This is a genomic window from Mucilaginibacter gotjawali, from assembly GCF_002355435.1.
GTDB classification, from domain to species: domain Bacteria; phylum Bacteroidota; class Bacteroidia; order Sphingobacteriales; family Sphingobacteriaceae; genus Mucilaginibacter; species Mucilaginibacter gotjawali.
In genome coordinates this window covers 3,941,195-3,962,690 of record NZ_AP017313.1, presented here as the reverse complement: position 1 = coordinate 3,962,690, position 21,496 = coordinate 3,941,195, and the positions used below count along the sequence as shown (strand labels likewise).

The following is a 21,496-nucleotide window of genomic DNA, read 5'->3' as shown; positions in this document are numbered from 1 at the left end:
TTTTTAGCGGATGCAGATCAATTATTTTACAAAGCTTTCGTGTAAATAGGAAGGCTTTGTTATTTTAGCGGGATGGAAGAACAAAATGAGAATCAGTTGAATATTGAACTTTCTGAGGAAATAGCAGAGGGAATTTATTCAAACCTGGCAATTATTACGCATTCAAGTTCGGAATTTGTGCTTGATTTTATAAGGGTTATGCCTGGCGTGCCAAAAGCTAAAGTAAAATCAAGGGTAATTTTAACTCCGGAGCACGCAAAACGGCTACTAACAGCGCTGGAAGATAATTTAGAGAAATTTGAAACAGCCCATGGTCGTATTAAAATCCAGCAGGACCCATCCGGTTTCCCAATGAATTTTGGCGGCACTATGGGGCAGGCATAGCCGGCAATAAAAATATCTTGGTTTTACATCGCGGTTGTTTATTCAAATAGCAGGCAAAAGTTAATATTTGAATATCCGATCATGTTTTTACGGAATTAGTAATTCGGCATATGAAGAGAAATGTACAACTGGATTTTTTAAGATTTGTAGGGGTTTTTTTAGTGATGGTAAATCACATCTACGTTAAAGGAGACAGTATCCTGGATAATGTCTTCAAGGTAATCCGCGTTGGCGGTTGGTCTGGCGTGGATTTATTTTTTGTTCTGAGCGGATATTTGGTTTCGGGATTGATTATAAAAGAACATAAGCTTTACGGGTCTTTTAACGCCTCAAGATTTTTAATCCGCCGGGGATTCAAAATTTATCCAACCTATTATATTTTCATACTCTTTTCCTTCTTTTTAGGGATTTATTCCAAAAGTGTTACTCACAAACCAACCTTAGCAGGCCTTTTTCATGAGAGTGTCTTTGTGGCGAATTATTTTAGTTTGAATAATAGCCATTTGTGGTCCATAAGTGTTGAAGAACATTTTTATTTCGCTCTGGCATTAGTTTTTTTGCTGTTGCTCAAATACAAAAAAGTACAACTGAAGTCATTTGTGCTCATCTATATATTTCTTTTGGTAATTGGCATCGGTTTTAGGTTATATAATTACTTTACATATTCGGATTATGATTTTCCCAGGGATTATACCAAAAGTCATTTCAGATTTGATGCACTTTTCTTTGGCGTACTGATAGCTTATCTGGTTAATTTTAAAGAAGAGTTTATAACATACATTTTGAATCACAAATACAAGATCTTCTTTGTTATCTTATCAGTAATATTACTTTCTACTAATTTTATTTTTGACCGCGAGCATTATCATATTGTATCAGTATTCAATTTAGCATTCAATCCGATTTGCTATGGATATTTAATGGTAGTAATTATTCATATTGATAAAGGAGCTTTTTTGAAAGTGATTTCCCCTTTAGCTTATATAGGCACATATTCTTATTCCATTTATCTATTTCATCGCCTTTTTGATAATATTGCCATACATGCATTTAAAAATGGTGGAATTTTTTATTACTTATTTTATTTTTCTTCAGCGTTTATTGTGGGTATAATTATAAGTAAGTCTATTGAATACCCGATTATCAGCATAAGGGAAAAATATTTCCCCAGCCGATCTAAAAAAAATCAACCTGTTTTTGAAAAAGGTTATTGAGAAAATATATATGTTTTGAAAACCTTTAAGAAAGTGATGAAAGGATAGTTTACATTTAATTTGGCCGGCGATAATGAAAATGATCAATTCTTAGGTTATATGAGGCTGGCTTGGGTAGTTTCAATTAATGGAACTCCTATTCCGGGATCGTTAAGTGAATAATTATTCTTTAATTTTAGGTATGCGATCTTTCGCTTATTGAAAAATTATAAATAGGCGAAACTATCAAAAGGCTGTAGTTTTGCTGTTGGTGAAAATTACAGTCAACCGCTGGTAATTGTTTGTAAAGTAGGTCGGGCTGATTATTAATAATTAATAATGCATAATCTCAATTGTAATAAATGGTGCTTATTAGTATTAATTCGTTAAAAAAAATTAAAATTCTTATATTTTTTTCATTTTTTTTTATAATTTAGCCTTTTATTATAATAATTGTTAAAAAAGTATATCTACCATATACCTATGGATCTAAATTTACGCTTAGCAATCTTGTCGGCAATTAATGCCGGCGAAGAGATATTAAAAGTTTATAATGAAGAGGCGCCCGATGTTGAATTTAAGTCGGACAACAGCCCTTTAACGAAAGCTGATAAGAATGCGCATTTGGCGATAGTGGAAGGATTAAAGGAATCTGGTTTACAGGTTTTAAGTGAAGAAGGTAAATCTATCCCTTACCAGGACCGCTCGGGCTGGGAGTTATTTTGGCTGATAGATCCCCTTGATGGTACGAAGGAATTCATAAAAAAGAACGGTGAATTTACTGTAAACATCGCATTGATTGCGCTGGATACCCCTGTTTTGGGTGTGGTTTATGTGCCGGTTACCGGCGTTTTATATTTCGCTTCAGAACAAACCGGCAGCTTTAAAATGCAGATTGGTAAAGATTTTAACGAAGGTGAGCTTGTTAGTCTCGTTGAACAGGCTGAGCCACTAACTGGCGCACAATACCCCGAAATATACACCATAGTGGCCAGCAGGTCTCACTCGACCAGGGAAACAGAAGAATTTTTACGCAAAAAAGAGGAGGAGCTGGGTAATGTTGAGTTAATAAGTGCGGGGAGTTCATTGAAATTATGTTTGGTTGCCGAACGAAAAGCTCATATATATCCCCGACTGGCACCAACAATGGAGTGGGATACAGCAGCTGGCCATGCAGTGGCGACTTATTCCGACTGCAAAGTTTATAACTATGAAACAGGCCATGAATTGAAATATAATAAAGAAAATATGCTCAATCCATGGTTTGTAGTTGCAGGCCATACTAATTAATATCAGATATACCTGTAAACAATATTTATAAGCACCATTTTAGTAATTGTATTAATGTGTTGTTGATTTATAAGCTGTTTGAAAAATAGGAATTGAAACATTTTAATGAAAGAGAAACTGCACATAGTTGAACAGCTTTACAGCATAACCCGCCATGACCGTGAACTGGCTAACGGACATAAAGCAGCCTGTGTTTGGTTTACAGGGCTTTCAGGCTCCGGAAAGAGCACTATAGCGAATGTGGTTGAACAAGAACTTTATAGTAAAGGGATAAGAACCTATACGCTTGACGGAGACAATATTCGAAAAGGTTTAAATAAGGGGCTTACTTTTACGGACGAAGACAGGTCGGAAAATTTAAGGAGAATTGGAGAAGTTGCCAAGCTTATGTGCGATACCGGTTTGGTTTTGCTTGCAACGTTTATTACACCGTTGGAGCGACAGCGCCAATCGTTACGCGAACTATTAGGCGATATGTTTATTGAAGTTTTTGTTGATACGCCAATTGAAATATGTGAGCAGCGCGATGTTAAAGGTTTATATAAAAAAGCAAGGGCCGGAGAAATAAGTAATTTTACAGGTATCAGTTCTCCTTTCGAGCATCCCGTTTCGCCTGAATTGTATATTGATACAACAAATCAAACTTTGGAACAATGTGTGAATTTGGTTTTAGAGGGTGTGTTGCCCAGAATTAAATCAGCTAATTAAATATATGCATAATAAATATTACCTCAATCATCTTCAGGAACTAGAATCAGAAGCGATATATGTGATCAGGGAGGTTGCGGCGCAATTTGATAGGCCCGCCATATTATTTTCTGGTGGGAAAGACTCAATTGTAGTAACCCACCTGGCCCGGAAAGCCTTCTGGCCCGCCAAAATACCAATGCCTCTTGTGCATATCGACACAGGCCATAATTTTTCAGAAACTATTGAATTCAGAGACAAGCTGGTAGCTGAACTTGGCATACAGCTCATTGTAGGATCAGTTCAGGAATCGATAGACAAAGGCCGGGCTGTTGAAGAAAGAGGCATCAACGCCACCCGGAATGAATTGCAAATTGTTTCGTTGCTCGATACTATTGAAGAAAATAAAATTGACGCAGCAATGGGTGGCGCGCGAAGGGACGAAGAAAAAGCAAGGGCTAAAGAGCGTTTTTTTTCACATAGAGACGAATTTGGCCAATGGGACCCGAAAAATCAACGGCCTGAGTTATGGAACATTTTTAATGGCCGCAAAAGAATGGGCGAACACTTTAGAGTTTTCCCTATAAGTAACTGGACGGAAATGGACGTTTGGAATTATATTTTGCACGAAAATCTCGATATACCCTCATTGTATTTTGCCCATCACCGTGAAGCAATTTACAGGGATGGCACCTGGCTGCCAAATTCGGAATTTTTGGTTTTAAGGGAAGGCGAAAAAATCGAACTAAAATATATGAGGTTCCGCACTCTGGGAGACATTACCATCACTGGAGGCATTGAATCAGACGCCGATACGCTTGAAAAAATAGTAATGGAAGTTTCAGCCTCCAGAAGTACTGAGAGGGGCATGAGGAGTGATGACAAACGCTCGGATACTTCGATGGAAGATAGAAAAAAACAAGGATATTTTTAAGAAAATATTTTAAAAATGCTATTTACCCAGTAACTCTGCCAATCAATAAATAACTCGAATTTTAAATAATTATCAATATATTCGCCACACTAAATTATGGAATTACTGCGTTTTACCACTGCCGGCAGTGTTGATGATGGGAAAAGTACACTTATCGGAAGATTGTTATATGATTCAAAATCAATTTTTGAAGATCAGATAGAAGCTGTAAAACAATCGAGTGAAAGAAAGGGACTTCAACATGTTGACTTGTCGCTGCTTACTGATGGCTTACGTTCCGAAAGAGAGCAGGGCATAACTATTGATGTTGCCTATAGATATTTTGCAACACCCAAACGTAAATTTATAATTGCCGATACTCCGGGTCATATTCAATATACAAGGAATATGGTAACAGGAGCATCAACAGCTAACCTTGCATTGGTGCTGATTGATGCCAGGCATGGAGTGATTGAACAAACCTGCAGGCATTCATTTATAGCCTCGTTACTAAAACTCCCCCACATTATTGTTTGTGTCAATAAAATGGACCTTGTTGATTATTCTGAACAAGTGTTTAACAAAGTTGTTGAGCAATATCATGAGTTTGCAAGTAAACTTGATATTAAAGATATAAGGTATATTCCAATCAGTGCTTTAGATGGCGACAATGTTGTTAATCACTCTGAAAATATGAAATGGTATAAAGGGGCAAGTCTGCTTGACACTTTAGAAACCCTTCATATCGGCAGCGACGAAAACCATTTAGATGCCAGGTTCCCCGTACAAACTGTTATTCGGCCACATGCGGATGAATATCACGATTACAGGGGCTATGCGGGCCGTATTGCGGGGGGGATTTTCCGTGTAGGTGACAATGTTACGATACTTCCGTCAGGGCTAACCTCAAAAATAAAACTGATAAACACTTTTGACGGGCCCGTTGAAGAAGCTTTTCCGCCGATGTCTGTTTCGATTTGTTTGGAAGACGATATCGATGTTAGCCGGGGCGATATGATCGTAAAAAACAACAATCAGCCGCAAGTTAGTCAGGATCTGGATGTGTTAATGTGCTGGATGTCGGCTAAAGGACCGAGGCCAGGGGCGAAATACTATTTAAAAAGCACCAGCCGGGAGGTGATGGCGATAATAAAAGAGGTGATTTACAAAATTGATATCAATACGATGCAAAGGCTGGATCAGGACAATGATATCAGGATGAATGATATGGCCCGGGTTAAGATGCGTACCACAAGACCATTGATTTTTGACGAATACCGAAGAAACCGTATTACTGGCTCATTAATACTTATTGACGAGGCCACAAATGAAACCGTTGCAGCCGGAACCATTCACAGTTGATAAACCTAAATTTGATAAAATTCTCAATATATGAATTATAAACAGAGACAAAGAATTCAGATATTTCTGCTCATTCTGGCTTCGATAGCACTATTTTCATCGTGTACTGACTATAACAAAATATTATATCTTAAAGATATTCCTGATAGTTTGCAGACAAGAACTACCCAACTCGCAAAATATAAAGATCCTGTTATTCAATCTGATGATATTTTATCGATAATTATTTTAACTATCGACCCTCAGACCGCCGCGATAATAAATCAGGGCCAGGCTGCGCCCCAGGGGGCTTTGCCGGGCGCTTCTGTGTCAATGCAACAAATCAATGGTTACCTGGTTGATAAAAATGGTAATGTTTCTTTACCAATAATCGGGCAGGTGAAGATCGCTGGTTTAACAACCACCGAAGCAAGACAATTAATAAGCAACAAAGTAGCTGAATTTTACAAGGATCCTAACGTGCAAGTTCGTTTCGCCAATTTTAAAGTGACTGTATTGGGCGAAGTTGCCCGGCCGTCAACCTATATCTTACCAAACGAAAAAAATACGGTGCTTGATGCATTAGGGCTGGCCGGGGACATTACTATATACGGCAAAAAGGATAATGTGCTTTTAATCAGAGATAGTTTAAATAGTAAAGTATATGTTAGGTTGAATTTAAATTCCTCAAAGACTTTGCAGTCTCCTTATTTTTACTTAAGACAGAACGATGTTATTTACGTCGAACCCACCAAATCTAAATTGGTAGCATCAGATGCTACTCAAACAAAGCTATTTACAATCGGCGTGTCTGTGCTTACTGCAATTGCGCTCATATTGATCAGATTTAAATAATAAATTTAACTACGTAAGATATTTATGGATACAAATTTAGAAAGCGAAAATTTCGAGGAAAAAGTTGAAGTTTTCGATTTTAAACAGTTTACGGGCAAGCTAAAAAAATTATGGTGGGTTTTTGCTATTTCAATAATGGTATCGGCCATCGCAGCTGTATTATTTATTGTTTTTGCGCCGCCGTCCTATAGTATAAACGCTTCTATTTTAGTGGAGGACGATAGCGGTAATTCCGGTGCCTCCAGCGCGGCTTCCAGCATTTCTTCCACCCTCAGTAGTTTGGGAAGTATCTTCGACATTAAAAGTAATGTTGATAATGAGGTACAGGTGCTTAAAACCGATTATCTGCTGTTGCGTACGATAAACGAAATGAAGTTGAACATCAGATATTATTCGCCGGGTATAATCAGTTCAATAAGCACTTTCGGTGGTAGTGAAATGTATCATTCGCCGTTTATCATTCAACAGGTAAAACTGGTTGATACGGTATTGGATACTAAATTCTACGTTACCCTTAGTAATGATAAAAGCGGCGTAATTTTAAGTACTTACAGCTCAAAGGGTGGGTCATTCAATTTTAAAACAGTTCCGTTTGATAAACAGATTTTCGTACCGGGTGTCGGCCTGATCAAATTTGAAAGAAATTACCCTTACTTTGAAAATATGGCGGGTGATTACAGCGCTACTATTGAAAATGTAAGCGAATTAATAGACGATTTGGCGTCCAATATTAGTCTGGTAATTCCGGATGCAAACGCTACCTCACTGGATATCAGTTTAAATTATACTATACCTAAAAAAGGCGAGGATATTTTAAACAAAATGATAGAAATTTATTTAAAAGATAAAAAAAGTAATTCAGACAGGGTAGCGGATAGTACAATTGCTTTTATTGACCGTCAGCTGGTAAGTGTGGGCCCGCAATTAAGCAATGCGGAGGGTAGTATACAAACATTTAAACAGGAAAATAAATTAGCAGATATTAATGAGCAAGGTAAATTACTTGTTGATAATAGCCAGGATTATACAACCCAATTGTTAAAGGTTGAAAATCAGTTAAATGTATTGGAGGAGATTTATACGTATTTAAATAATGACGTTGATAACAAGCATGTTGTACCTACTACCATCTTATCAGACGATCCTATTTATGGCGGTATGGTAAATACCTACAATAACTACCTGCTTGAACGTGAGCGGCAATTGTTAACTTCAACAGAAACCAATCCATATATCAAGAATCTTGATTCGCGGATTGAGACGCTGCGGAAGAATATGATTCAGTATTTGAAAAATAATAAAAAGACGCTGCTTACTACTGAGCGTGATCTTAAAAATACCCAAAATACAATAACAGGCCAAATTAAACAAGTGCCTAAACAGGAACGTACTTATCTTGATTTAAACCGTCAAAAAGAAATTGCTTCGCAACTTTATTTATACTTATTGCAAAAAAAGGAAGAAACTGCAATTTCAAAGACATCTAACATAGCCGACTCAAGAGTTATTGACCCTCCAAAGGCCGATTTCCTGCCATATTTCCCCAAGAAAAGCTTGGTTATTGTGGTTGCTTTTCTTTGTGCCATTGTTATCCCAGCCACCTCTATTTACTTTAAGGAGATATTAAATAAGAAGGTGATGTCAAGGAATGATGTCACCAGGCTTAGTAGTTTACCAATAATTGGTGAGATCAGCCATGGTGAATCAATGAATAATATCTCAATAACCAGTAATAATCGCAGCGCAATTGCCGAACAGTTTAGGGCTTTAAGAACAAACCTTTCGTTTTTCCTGAGTAAGGAATCGGAAAAGACGATCATCGTGACGTCAAGTATAGCCGGAGAAGGAAAATCGTTTACTGCGGTGAACCTGGGTGCAGCCCTGGCCATTACTGATAAAAAGGTTTTATTAATGGAACTTGACTTGCGAAAACCTAATTTATCATCCAAATTAGGTATTGCAAATGATTTTGGCTTTACCAATTACATTATTTCAAAAGATGTAAAAATATCCGATATTATTTTGCCTACCTCGATAAATGAAAATCTGTTTATCATTACATCAGGGCCCGTTCCGCCAAATCCGGCGGAGACATTGCTCAATGGCAAGATGAAAATATTAATGGACGAATTAAAAAAACAATTTGATTATATAATTATCGATACACCTCCTATAGGTATCGTATCCGATGCACAACTTTTAAATGAATATGCTGACCTGGCTCTTTATCTGGTTAGGCAGAAATACACGTTAAAAGGGCACCTGAAAATTCCGTTTGATTTGCATAAAACCGGGAAAATGAAACAAATTGCAATTGTTGTTAACGATATTTTGACTACCCAGGGTTATGGTTATGGTTACGGCTACGGCTACGGCTATGGTTATGGCTACGGTTATGGTTATTACAGCGATGACAACAAACCCAAGTCATTTGTTGCGAAGCTGTTTAAGAGAAAAAGCAAAAAAGCATAGCCTGAGATAATACAGGTTAACTAAAATGACTGACCGCTTGAAAGGTATCTGACTATTTTATATTATAAGAAAAAATAAAAGCTGGATTGATTTTCTGTACCATGTAATATTATAAAATGAAAATTAAAACCTTTTACATAAACAATCAGATAAATTTCATTTTTTCTTTAATCGCCGGAATACTGCTTTTTATAGGTTTTATTGGTGTTTTTTTCGATCCGAGTTATTCGTACCTCCTGCTTGCAGGAGCAACCTGGGGGCTTTTTTGCATTTATTATAGCTTAAACAAAAACACAAGTTTATTAGAGCCAATTAACTTTATTTTCCTCGACGTATTTGGCGGCTCCGTCTGCAGGTTGGTATACATGTTTTTTTTTCCTGACAGACCAAACGTTACGGAGTTTTTGCTGCTCGGACGAGGGATACAAATCGCCATAAATGGTGGTATAATAAATATTCTGGGACTTGCTATAATGATGGTTGGTTATGTTGTTGGAAAAAGAGTAACAAAGTTAAGCAAGTGGAAAAAAGGTTTTTTTACAATAAGTTTTTTTAAAAAGGAAAAAAGGCTGGTACCTGTTTTATTGGCCTTGCTCGTCTTATCTTCAATAGGTCTTTTTATTTTTTATAAGATTTTTGGTGTCCAGTTTTTTACGTCGTTCACCAAAAAATATGAGCTTGTTTCGGATGACCAGGGGCAATTATCCAGGACATCCTTAGGTATTCCCCGGGATTTATTGCTGCAGGGTAAAACTGCTTTTCTGATTTATATTACCTGGTTTTATGCCAGAGGTAAGAAAATGATGAGTTGGCATGGTATACTTTTAATTTTTTTCTTTATTGTTGGAAATGCTCCCAATCTCTTTTTAAGTTCAAGACTCCCGATTATTTGGGACATATTTTATTGGATGATGCTTTCATTAATGTTCCAGGAAAAAAAGAAATTTCCATGGTTCAAAGTCACATCCAGTTTTGTTATTGTTGCGTTGGTAATTGTAATCATCGGCGCTTTAAGACAATCGGGCAGAAATGTTAGTGAAGAGGACTTATCCATCACCGGCGATAGTTTTATTGACAAGGTTTTTGGTAACCGTAATCTTTTAAGCGCCGACAAGACAGGGGTGCTTTATGATGCTGTTGAGAGAAATAAATTTCAATTGGAATACGGCCTTTCATTTATTGATTTCTTTTTAGCCCCAATCCCCAGATCGATTTGGGTAAACAAGCCTATAACTGCTATTGAAACCAGGATACAGCCGCTATTTACCGGCCCATTAGGTGCAAGCGGCTCGGTACCACCCGGGCTGCCGGCCGAAGGCTATTTGCAATTTGGCTTTATCGGGGTGATAGGTTTAATGTTTTGTTACGGCTATTTTATGGCCTACATGTTTAACGTTTTTAGCAACTCCGTCCAAAGCTATTCGGTTTTGCTTTATTTTTTCTTTTGTTATCAATTCGGATTCAACATGATTGGATTTAGTGTTGGAAGTGCCGCTGTTCAATTCCTGATTGATTTTCTTCCCCTTTATTTTGTTTTAAAATTTCTAAAATAAGCTTTGACAATTTTGGCGATTGCAACAATTTAAAGCATGTATATGAAAGTTAATATTTAACAGCAGATCAAGCGGAATTTTTATGTGATATTATAATTTTTGATCAAAACGACATACTCTATGATAAAGGAATTTATTAAATCAACTCAAAGAAAGCTTGAGAAAACAGCAAAGACAAAAAGTAAAAACTCGTTGTATTTTAAAACTTATTCTTTTTTGTTGACCCAATTAAGACCCATTTATTTTAGTGACGAGTTTCTTTTACTTAAAGGATTAAAAAGAAAAAGCAGTAGCAGCCAGCAAAGTATTTTATTTTTTACGGTACACAAAAGTGCTTCTACATTTATAAAACACACAATTATTAAAATTATCGGCCGTAAGGAGCTTGTTCCTATTAATTTAGGCGGTTTGCTTTCATTAGACGATCAGGCCAAACACTATAATAACAAAGCCTTGATGAGCAAGGTTTTAAAGGAACGGGGTTTTTATTACATTTTCAGGTCCTATAATGATTTCCCGAATTTGGACAAATTTAAAATACTGTTGGTGTTAAGAGACCCGCGGGATGTTTTAACGTCTCATTATTTTTCGACACTATTTAATCATCCCCTGAGTAGAAAAGAAGTAATTGAAGACAGGGAAAAATACAGTAAGCTATCAATTGATGAATTTGTTTTAAAGTATGCTATTGAATTAGCTGCGGAATATGAGGATTACTGTAATTATTTGCTACCGCGGGAAAACGTACTGCTGCTTAAATATGAAGACATGGTAGGGAGTTTTCCTTCCTGGTTACGAAAATTGACAGCTTTTTTAACTCCTATTGATAAAGAGGACGTGCTAAATAAAATTATAAGTGAAACCTCATTTGTTGTAAAAAAAGAGGATAAAAATTCTTTTATAAGAAATATAAAACCGGGGGATCACAAGAATAAATTAAAACCGGAAACTATTGATGCATTAAATAAACTTTTTTATTCGTCAATGTTGAAATTGGGGTATGAAATATGATATCCTGTAAGTTGTTATTAACGGGGCGTTAACAATGTTGATGCAGGCAGGCAGAAGCAAGGCCTCATTGTTTGTATTAAATCTCTTGCAGGTAATTCAGTAATTTAATTGGTTAACGTCAGTATTTCAGGTAAGAAAGGAATTGGTTCAGCTGGCCTAAAACTAAATTTGAAACAGCTTTTTAATTCAGGCTTGTATTCGCTCGCTGAAGAAAATTGAATTTTTAGTTTAATGGCTGGATCATTATAATCCATGCTTGAAAAACAACGTTTAAAGCGGCAATATCTATCGCTATTTTTTGGGTAGTTAAAAAATAGTCTGTCAAAACAATTAAGCATGGGTAGGTTGCTATTGAAAATTGAAATGGCATTCGTTTAAAAGTTTACAAAAGTAGTTCATGTACAAAAAAATATTAAATTTCAAAAAGAACGAAGCGAATAAGGAACTTATTATACACTCAATTGTTGCGCTATTTGCAAGAGGAGGGGGGGCCATAGCTGCCTTCATTATGAATATAATAGTAGCCCGCTACTTAGGTGCCGAGGAGGCCGGATATTTTTTCCTCGCCATAACGGTTTCAACAATTGTAACAATGATTGGGCGCATAGGTGCTGATAATGCTGTACTTAAATTTGTAAGTGTGCATAGCGCCAAAGAGGAGTGGGATGATGTGCATGGATTGATGAAAAGCATTTTGAAAAGAATTTGGATTTTTACATCAATAATAGCTGTGATTTTTTGTGTATGTTCTAAAACATTATCTATCCACTTATTTCATAAAGAGAAACTTACCTGGCCGCTTTTTTGGATTTCTGTTTCAATGCCCTTTTTTGCCGTATATAATATCCTGGCGATGGCCCTGCAGGGCAGAAGAAAGGTCTTGTTTTCAGTTACAGTATTGAAAATTGCCTCGCCGCTGCTCCTGATGATTCTAATGTTTATTTTTTCGCCAAAAAACAGCACAATTGCTTCAATGTTTTATACAATTACCAGTATTTTAACGGTAGCACTTGCATACTTTTGGTGGTATAAGAGCGTTCCTGCCGGTGAAAGTAATAATTACGATTTTAAATTGCTATGGGCAAGTTGCTTACCGCTTTGGCTTGGATCGATTATGCAGCAGGTAATTATGTGGGGAGGACAATTTGTCGCAGGTATTTACAATTCTCCGGCTGAACTTGCCCAGCTTGCCGTGGCGCGTAACACTACAGTTTTAATTACTTTTATTATGACGGCAATTAATTACGTAAGTGCGCCCAGGTTTGCCGCAATGTATAACCAGGGGAAAATGGATGAATTAAGACGGTATGCACGAAATACAACCTGGGTTATGACACTTGTTGGCACACCAGTTGTTATTTTTATATGGATTTTCCCCGGGTTTATTATGTCATTATTCGGAAAGGATTTTAGCCAGGGGATCTGGCTATTAAGAATCTTGGCTGTAGGGCAGTATATAAACGTAATTACAGGGTCAGTTGCCTATTTATTAATGATGAGTGGGAATGAAAAGGATATGCTAACTATCAACGTTATAAACGGTATTTTGGCTATCGTATTAGCATTTATTCTCAATCCGCTATTTGGTGCCGTGGGTTCCGCCATGGCGACAGCTATAGTTGTAGCCATCTCAAATCTGATGGCTGTAGGATATGTTAAAAAGCGGCTCGGGTTTAATATTATGAGCGCCCTGGGTTTATCCAAATAAATAAACCAGGTAAGTTTTAGCGGCCGGGGTAAATTGTAGACCATACGCGATATTGTAATGGTTGCTGCCAATCAAATTACAACTGATATATGGTTGCTGAATTAAAATTATAGCAATAAGCAAATCAATATCCGCCAGGCTTAACCTTTGGCAGATTATTTAAAATGTTGCTATTCTTTGAATTTAACTTCTAACATCCCAAGCGTATTACTCTTTTTCCTGATATCAAATTCGTAGTAGTCATTATCCAATTTGTTCGAAGTAATAACTCTTGAATCTATAACATCCTCAATTTGCGGATTACCCAAAAACCTGTCCTTTTTGATATAAAGGTGTAAAGTTGTTACTGAACTATTGTTTTCGTTAGCTGCCCATTGTGTTAAAATGGAGGTAAGCCTGGGGTTTTTAAATTTAACGCTGCTACTAAAATCACCGCCACAAACTATAAACAAATTGTTTGTTGCCCCGGTGAAATAATTAACATGTTCGTTTTCATTATCCTTGAGGCAAAAAACCGGCAGATTAAGTGCCATGGCAAGCTTCTTTCCATCATTGTTATTAAGTTCAGAAAAATTAACAAATTTGCTTTTTTCACTTTGCAGGCGTTCCGGGATTTTAGTGATAGATTTATTACAGTAAACAACATTCAGTTTAGCTATGTTATAAGTTGTAAGGCCTGCATCAGAAACAAGTTGCACAGGGGCGCCAATTCTATATAACTGTAAAAAGCTATTGTATGCGGGTGTTAACACATTATTCCATGCTTCCGTAGGGTTGGACAAATAAGAATTTCTTTGGTTTTCAGACACTAATATACCAACATTTGTATACGGAACCAACTGCTTAAAATAATTGCCATATTTCTTGTTCCATTGTAAAACCGGGCCAAATGCCGCAATATTTGAATTAGGATCTATGTTTAGATTTGCAATACAACCCAGCGATATTAAACCGGATGAAACAGTACTTATTTCTTCCGGATTATTTAGTCCGGTACACCAAATATGTGGCGGTCCTGCGGTATTATCCCGCATGTACGAGAAACAAAAGGCATTTAAATAAAATGGCGAAATGCTATTTTTTAAATTTGCAGGCATTTCAAAAGTACCGGCACTGGTTATGTCGGTTATAGGAATGGTTAATTCAGATTTCAGAATAAAATTATGGAAAAATTCGCTGTTCATATGCAAATCTATAAGCTTGGGCCAGGTGTTTCCACTTATTAATAAAACCGGAGATTTACCATCCTTACTTAAACTATCTCTTAATTCAGTAAAAAACTGACTGATCGTGTTATTGCGAAATTCATAATATCGCAAAATATTACCCGATTGATAATCTTTAATCATATCAACACCATAGGTTTTTCTGTAAAGCCTTTGCGAGAATTCTGAAAAATCGGCCTTTAAGGGAATATGCATGTAGTCAAAATAAAAGCCATCTGCGCCATAAGAAGCCAATTCACGAATTCTGATGATTAACGCCTTTTTGTAAGGCGAATTAAGCGACATTGCTATACCACGTGTACTATTTACCAATTGGCCATCTATATCTCTTGCTGCCCAATCGGAATGTTCCTCCAGCAGTTCAGCATCTTCAGTGTGCCTGTAATAAATAATGGCTTTCATATTCAAATCATGAATTTGATCTATGATTTTTTTGGCAAGATTACCCCCGTTTGCGTTAAATTGCATGGTTTGAGGATTCAATTTGCCAACTTTTGAGGGCCACCAGGGTTCTTCATCACGTGCTTTTATGGCTCTGGTTAAAACTGTAGCTCCATTTTGCGCTAACGTTTGCGGGAATCCAAAAAAACTATTCGAATCAAGTGCCCTTAAATTGAGCCTGTCCGTGTAAACTTGAATCCTGTTGCTTAAGTACCATTCTGGTATACTGATAGGATAACTGTGCAGGCCGCGTTTGCTTTCCGCCGGTAAACTATTGCCATTACTGTTTTCTGAGGATGAGCCGGTCGTTGATTTTGCCGGCGTACCGTTATTTTTAATATTTTTTTCTTTAGTATGATTTTTTTTTGATGGGGTATTTATACAGCAACAAAATAAAAAAATTATGGCTGCGAACAGGATGTTTTTCATACAATGGACTTGGTATTTATTTAAAAAAAACACTTTTTGTTTTTTTACCTGATTTATAAATGCAGTTAAGGTGATAGTTCAATCGTGAATCACAAATATAAAGATTACATAAAATATTGCTCAACCTGTAAGAATAATTAACATTATTAATGGTGAGATGTTTTTATAAAATTTTTAAGCTGATATAATCGCTCTGCGATTGTTATTTTTATCGCTCACGCGGTTTACCTGGCGGCGGCCCGGTAATCCTTGTTTGAAATATATTCGCCCGGGGATCTGCTGCTATTTAACAATTTATTAACCAGGCATGTTTGCAATTAACAACCTATTGTCGAAAATGCGGTTATTATTTCATTAATAATTGATGGCCCGGGTTTTTATAATCGGGTTAGGAATTGGAGTTTACGCGTTAAATTTCATTATTCGATGAAAAAATAGAGTGGAAAATCGCTATCTTAGCGGGGTAAAAAAGATTGGATAAAGTACCGCTGATAGAAATATTGGTAATATTACGCTCTAACGAGGCCACTTTTTTAATACAGATTTATTCAAAAATACCCCTATACTAATACTAACTGTAGTTAAGTTGTTTCTCTCTTTTGGGAAACCAGAGTGAATATTAATTTATTTGTAAGAATTATTGAAAAGGAAACTTGATAACCCGGGACGGAACGTAACTCGCCGGGATTTTAGCTTTTCTGATTTTAGGATTTCTGAAATCGAAACCAATGCAAATTTTGGAAGATTATCTGTACAGCGCAACCTTTGTATTGATAAAAGGGTGATCCATAAACTGTTTTACGCTTCCTTTATTGATTTGATCTGCTCCTTATTCGGATCAGAACGGAATTGGCCTGTGCACTTTAAATACCCTGCGGTTTCAGAAGAGTCATATAGATTGCCTGATTTTCAGGTCGGAAATAGATGAGTTCTGTTAAAATAAAAAATCGGTTTTTATAGGCTTACCATGTTAATTACCATGGAGGTATTTGCTGGTGTTATACCCCGGTGAAAGTATAAAGCAAAAAATCGATAACTTGTAAAAAGATAATTCGATTGCCGATAGTTGTTTTGAATTACAATAAACAAAATATCGGTTCTCTGAAAAAAGGAGAATAATTTAACTTAGGTGATTTGTGAAATTATAATTATACATGCTATTCTTCATGAGCAATACAAAAAATAAAATTCTTTTTTTCTGCACTTTCCCGCCCCCCAATACAGGACAAACTATAGGTACTAAACTAACTTTTGAATGTGTTAACGAGTGCATAGGCACTGCCGACAAAATAAATATTGTTGATAAGAATAGATTGAGCAGAAAGTCAGGCGATTTTAGTTTATCGCATCTCATTAAATTATTGGGGCACATTTTCAGTTTATTCACAAAAACCATTTCTAATAATTATGAAACAGTATATGTAGTTTTTGGGTCAACCAAATTTTCACTTATAAGGGATGTTTTTTATACTTTCATTATAAAAACCTTTAGTAAGGCTAAATTAATTGCGCAATTACATTCAGGGAATTATGGTGACAATTTTCAAAACGGGCTTTCGAAACGTATTTTTCCCTGGTTGCTCTCCCGCGTGGATGTTTTGATATTTTCGAGCCCTATGCTTAACAGGATAGGGGATAAGATACCGGCTAGCAGAACTGCTTATTTACCAAATATGATTTCGTCTGACATTATTTGTACGGATGAAGAGATAAAAGAAAAAATGGAAAGAAAAAGTCGAAAAAGCCATTTTGATATTTTCTATATAAGTAATATGATAGCCGAAAAGGGGTATAGCGATTTAGTAAAAGCAGCAGAGCTTTTCAAAAAAACTGATCCTGAAAACGATTTCACCGTTCATTTGGTTGGGGGCTGGCCATCACAAAAAATCAGGGCAGATTTTGAAAGTGAACTCGTTACAGGCAACATGGAAAATAATGTAAAAATCTATGGATCAGTTGTGGATAGAAAAATGTTAAAAGACTTTTTTTTGCTCGCGGATGTCTTTGTTTTGCCAACCTATTACCCCATTGAAGCTCAGCCATATTCAATAATAGAAGCACTAAATGCAGCTACGCCGGTTATAAGTACTTACCACGCTTCTATTCCTGATTTAATTCAAAACGATTCAAATGGATTTTTGGTTCAACCGAAGGATACAGTGGCTATAGCGGCTGCTTTGCAAAAGCTAACTGACAGGGAAAAATGGATGAAAACTGCTGTCACGGCCAGGGAAAGTTATAAATCAAATTACGATCAACCTGTTATCATACCCAAAATAAAACATATTTTTTTAGGGAGTGCACCTTACTGAAACGATCTGCTTTGTAAATCTTTCGGTTAAACAAGGTACAGGGTTGATAACATGAGTCAGGTAACCAATTTTAATTTTAATGAAATGTAAAAATGAATCATATAAAATATTGCCGTTAACAGGGTTTAAAAAATAATTGCAATTAGTTGGTATTTATTATAATTATTAATTTTAAGCATTATTTTTATGGAATTCGCAATATTAGTTAATACTTGCCTGGTGGGGCAATTTAAAATGTAATCAATTTGATCCGTCGAACCGGGGTGTTTTTAATTAACAAGGGTTGTTAATAAAGAATGCAAAACAACCTTGTTAATTTTATTAATTTATCTGCAAAAAACTGTTAATGAACCAAAACAAAGAACCAAATCCGCCTATTTTAATTGTTGGAATGGCCCGGTCGGGTACCACTTTGGTGTCGCATATTTTCGGAAGCACGAAAAATGTGCATATTGAAATTGAACCACATGCACTATGGAAAACCGGAAACTTTAAATACCTGAGTGATGTAGAGTTTGACATTACTGATGAGATAGTTAGCCGTATCAGATCGAAATTTACGAAAGACCTGAACGGAAAGACATTAATTGAAAAATCGCCGATAAATTCGTTACGACCAGAAATGGTACATGCCGTATTTCCGGATGCTAAAATTATTTATGTTGACCGCGACCCCGTACGCTGTATTTATTCAAACTATATCAGATCAGTACACAAGGATTCATTCAAACTATCACTAATTTTAAAAAAATATTTTGTTTACACGGGCAGCCATGATCTTTCCGGGGCAATAAGTGATCGTAAACTTTTTCAGCAATTGGCTGTGGCTGACCTGCCCGACTTTGTGCGTTATACTATACGTATGTTTAGTTTACGAAGAAAAGGCTTATTGCCGTTTGGCCCCAAACTCAAAAATTTTGTTAATATTGTAAAAACAAAGGGGCTACTTGCATATCATGTTGATGTTTATATGGCGTCGATGAAATGTAAGGAGATTTATAAAGATTTATATGGCGACAATTTTAAGGTATTTAAAATGGAAGAGATTATGAATGATCCTGAACAAACTAAAAGCCTGCTCAGGTTTGTAAATATTCCTTTTACAGAAGACCTGGTCAAAAATATCTACAGTTCATTTGATACAAAACGCGTCACTGAGTCAATAAAGTCGAATGCCATTGACAATGAAATTATCGCACTTTTGCAATCCCAATTCTTTATTGAACATTAAAGGAATTATACTACCAAAATTTAAAAATGAAAAAAATAGCTTTAATAACAGGGATAACCGGGCAGGACGGTGCGTATTTGACAGAGTTGTTATTGTCAAAGGGATATGAAGTTCATGGTATAAAAAGAAGAAGCTCTCTGTTAAATACTGACAGAATAGATCATTTATATCAGGATCCGCACGATACAAATAAAAACTTGTTTCTGCATTATGGCGACCTTAGCGATAGTACCAATCTAATCCGGATCATACAACAGGTACAACCTGACGAGATCTACAATTTGGGTGCAATGTCGCACGTAAAAGTGAGTTTTGACACGCCTGAATATACAGCAAATGCCGATGGTATTGGTACTTTACGCATACTCGAAGCGGTGCGTTTATTAGGTTTAACCAAAAAAACACGTATCTACCAGGCGTCGACATCTGAATTATACGGTTTGGTACAAGCCGTACCGCAATCAGAAACCACACCATTTTACCCGCGTTCGCCTTATGCAGTTGCAAAGCTTTATGCCTATTGGATAACCGTTAATTACCGCGAGGCTTATGGCATTTATGCATGCAATGGTATTTTGTTTAATCACGAGAGTCCGTTAAGGGGCGAAACTTTTGTAACGCGTAAAATAACCCGTGCAACAGCAAAAATAGCAATGGGGTTACAGGATAAGCTTTATCTGGGAAACCTTGATGCTGAAAGAGATTGGGGCCATGCCAGGGACTATGTTGAAGCCATGTACCTTATATTACAACAGGAGGTTGCCGAGGATTTTGTAATCGCCACAGGGATAACAACGAAAGTAAGGGAATTTGTAAGATTGTCATTTGCAGAGGTAGGCATCACTATCGAATTTAAAGGTTCCGGTGCAGAAGAACGTGGCTACATAGTTTCCTGCGCGTCTCCTGATTACCAGTTGGAAATTGGTAAAGAAGTTATCGCCGTTGATCCGGCTTACTTCAGACCAACCGAAGTGGAACTGCTTATTGGCGACCCCACAAAATCAAACACAAAACTCGGCTGGAAGCCAAAGTATGACCTTGCCGCCCTGGTTGAAGAAATGGTGGCGGCCGACCTGGAGTTATTCAGGAGAGAAAGACTTTTAAAAGATTCGGGATACTATATTAAAAATCAGTTTGAATAAGCCAGCGCGCCGGAAAAGCATTTTACTGCTCAGCCATAATTTTTCGCCCGAACCGACAGGTATCGGAAAATATAATGGCGAAATGATGAATTGGTTCTGTAATAACGGTTATGATACAACCATAATTACCACTTTTCCATATTATCCATTCTGGAAGGTGCAGGCTCCCTATACGAATTGGTGGTATAAAAAGGAAATTATAACCTACCCGGAAACTGGCGCAACTATGACAATTCACAGGTGCCCTATATACATACCCAACTTCCCTACCGGAAAAAAACGGATGATCCAGGATATGTTATTGTGGCCTTCAAAACTATGGCCGGTTTTGAACCATATACTGTTTAAAAAAAAGCATGACTTGCTGATTACCATCGCCCCTCCGTTTCATTTGGCGTTGATGGCTTTTTTATACCGGCGGTTTAGGGGAGGGAAAGTAAATTACCATATACAGGACCTGCAAATTGAGGCTGCCCGCCAGCTAAATATAGTAGTTGGCGCTAAGCTTTTCAGATTTTTATATAAGGTTGAAGGGTATATTTTGCGCAAATCCAATTATGTAAGCACTATATCCGCCGGAATGGTGAAAAAGGTGAAGGGGAAAGTTGACAGAGAGGTGTTGTTTTTTCCGAATTGGGCGGATACTTCTTTTTTTTACCCGTTAGCAAACAGGGCAGAAGTTAAGCAAAAATGGGATTTTAAGGAAAATGACTTTATTTGCCTTTACTCAGGCAGTATTGGCGAAAAACAGGGCCTTGAAAGTATAATACAGGCTGCCAAAAATTTGCGCGGTATCGAACAAATAAAGTTTGTTATCGCGGGTACCGGGCCCTATAAGGCAGAGCTGATAAGGCTGGCGGAAGAAGCAGGGCTTACCAATGTTTTTTTCTTCCCCATCCAGGATAAGGAAAATTTTAACGCCTTTTTGAATATGGCAGATATTCACCTTATCATTCAAAAAGGCAACGCAGGTGACCTGGTTATGCCTTCTAAATTAACAACCATACTTGCAGTTGGTGGTACTTGTATTGCTACTGCAGCAACCGGCACTTCATTGTACCAGGTTATCAGCGATCATAATGTTGGTATTGTCATTTCGTCCGATGATAATGATGAATTGGCATCAGCAATAAAAAATTGTTTAAATAAAAATCTGGATGAAATGCGGCAGAACGCCCGCGCCTATGCATTAAAATACCTGAACATTGATAATGTAATGAATACTTTTCTTAATGACGTAGGTATGGTATAATACGCTTAAAAGTGTATTATACCAGTTTGCTGTTAATAGTGCTTTTGGTTGGCAAT

At 36.8% G+C, this 21,496-nt stretch carries 16 protein-coding genes; 15 read left to right on the top strand and 1 reads right to left on the bottom strand.

Annotated features, from left to right (window positions below; genetic code table 11):
* Positions 1–72: 72 nt before the first annotated feature.
* The 11 genes from MgSA37_RS17455 (at position 73) to MgSA37_RS17405 (ending at position 13,407) form a co-directional block, all read left to right on the top strand.
* Positions 73–384, top strand: coding sequence for a DUF3467 domain-containing protein (locus MgSA37_RS17455; protein WP_096353715.1), 312 nt, complete (start codon positions 73–75; stop codon positions 382–384).
* Positions 385–494: 110 nt separating this feature from the next.
* Positions 495–1,598, top strand: a complete 1,104-nt coding sequence (locus tag MgSA37_RS17450; protein ID WP_096353713.1) for an acyltransferase family protein — start codon at positions 495–497, stop codon at positions 1,596–1,598.
* A 462-nt stretch (positions 1,599–2,060) separates the two neighbouring features.
* Positions 2,061–2,867, top strand: a complete 807-nt coding sequence (gene cysQ / locus MgSA37_RS17445) for a 3'(2'),5'-bisphosphate nucleotidase CysQ (protein ID WP_096353712.1) — start codon at positions 2,061–2,063, stop codon at positions 2,865–2,867.
* A gap of 105 nt (positions 2,868–2,972) precedes the next feature.
* Positions 2,973–3,575: an adenylyl-sulfate kinase gene (cysC, locus tag MgSA37_RS17440; protein ID WP_096353710.1), complete on the top strand. Its 603-nt coding sequence runs from the start codon at positions 2,973–2,975 to the stop codon at positions 3,573–3,575.
* 4 nt (positions 3,576–3,579) lie between these two features.
* Positions 3,580–4,488 (top strand): sulfate adenylyltransferase subunit CysD, encoded by a 909-nt coding sequence (cysD, locus tag MgSA37_RS17435; protein ID WP_096353709.1) that lies wholly within the window; start codon positions 3,580–3,582, stop codon positions 4,486–4,488.
* 96 nt (positions 4,489–4,584) lie between these two features.
* Positions 4,585–5,829 carry a sulfate adenylyltransferase subunit CysN gene (gene cysN, locus MgSA37_RS17430; protein WP_096353707.1) on the top strand — a complete coding sequence of 415 codons (1,245 nt, stop codon included), beginning with the start codon at positions 4,585–4,587 and terminating at the stop codon, positions 5,827–5,829.
* 30 nt (positions 5,830–5,859) lie between these two features.
* The gene (locus MgSA37_RS17425; RefSeq protein ID WP_096353705.1) at positions 5,860–6,663 is read left to right on the top strand and encodes a polysaccharide biosynthesis/export family protein; all 804 of its coding nucleotides are present in this window, start codon (positions 5,860–5,862) and stop codon (positions 6,661–6,663) included.
* Between the two features lie 24 nt (positions 6,664–6,687).
* Positions 6,688–9,135, top strand: coding sequence for a GumC family protein (locus tag MgSA37_RS17420; RefSeq protein WP_096353704.1), 2,448 nt, complete (start codon positions 6,688–6,690; stop codon positions 9,133–9,135).
* Between the two features lie 116 nt (positions 9,136–9,251).
* The gene (locus MgSA37_RS17415; RefSeq protein WP_096353702.1) at positions 9,252–10,688 is read left to right on the top strand and encodes an O-antigen polymerase; all 1,437 of its coding nucleotides are present in this window, start codon (positions 9,252–9,254) and stop codon (positions 10,686–10,688) included.
* Between the two features lie 120 nt (positions 10,689–10,808).
* A complete protein-coding gene (locus MgSA37_RS17410; protein ID WP_096353701.1) occupies positions 10,809–11,699 on the top strand; it encodes a sulfotransferase domain-containing protein in 891 nt (296 codons plus the stop codon).
* A 397-nt stretch (positions 11,700–12,096) separates the two neighbouring features.
* Complete coding sequence (locus tag MgSA37_RS17405; protein WP_096353699.1) at positions 12,097–13,407, top strand: flippase; 1,311 nt, start codon at positions 12,097–12,099, stop codon at positions 13,405–13,407.
* A gap of 170 nt (positions 13,408–13,577) precedes the next feature.
* Here MgSA37_RS17405 and MgSA37_RS17400 read toward each other — a convergent pair whose 3' ends face one another.
* Positions 13,578–15,503 (bottom strand): alpha-amylase family protein, encoded by a 1,926-nt coding sequence (locus tag MgSA37_RS17400; protein ID WP_096353698.1) that lies wholly within the window; start codon positions 15,501–15,503, stop codon positions 13,578–13,580.
* Between the two features lie 1,616 nt (positions 15,504–17,119).
* On the opposite strand from MgSA37_RS17400, the gene MgSA37_RS28295 reads away from it, so the two are divergent.
* The 4 genes from MgSA37_RS28295 (at position 17,120) to MgSA37_RS17375 (ending at position 21,440) form a co-directional block, all read left to right on the top strand.
* Positions 17,120–17,815, top strand: a complete 696-nt coding sequence (locus tag MgSA37_RS28295; RefSeq protein ID WP_157750616.1) for a glycosyltransferase family 4 protein — start codon at positions 17,120–17,122, stop codon at positions 17,813–17,815.
* Positions 17,816–18,161: 346 nt separating this feature from the next.
* A complete protein-coding gene (locus tag MgSA37_RS17385) occupies positions 18,162–19,046 on the top strand; it encodes a sulfotransferase family protein (RefSeq protein ID WP_096353693.1) in 885 nt (294 codons plus the stop codon).
* A 26-nt stretch (positions 19,047–19,072) separates the two neighbouring features.
* Positions 19,073–20,188, top strand: coding sequence for a GDP-mannose 4,6-dehydratase (gene gmd / locus MgSA37_RS17380; RefSeq protein WP_096353692.1), 1,116 nt, complete (start codon positions 19,073–19,075; stop codon positions 20,186–20,188).
* A complete protein-coding gene (locus tag MgSA37_RS17375; RefSeq protein WP_096353690.1) occupies positions 20,181–21,440 on the top strand; it encodes a WcaI family glycosyltransferase in 1,260 nt (419 codons plus the stop codon). The genes gmd and MgSA37_RS17375 overlap by 8 nt, the downstream gene beginning before the upstream one ends.
* The last annotated feature ends 56 nt before the right edge of the window (positions 21,441–21,496 follow it).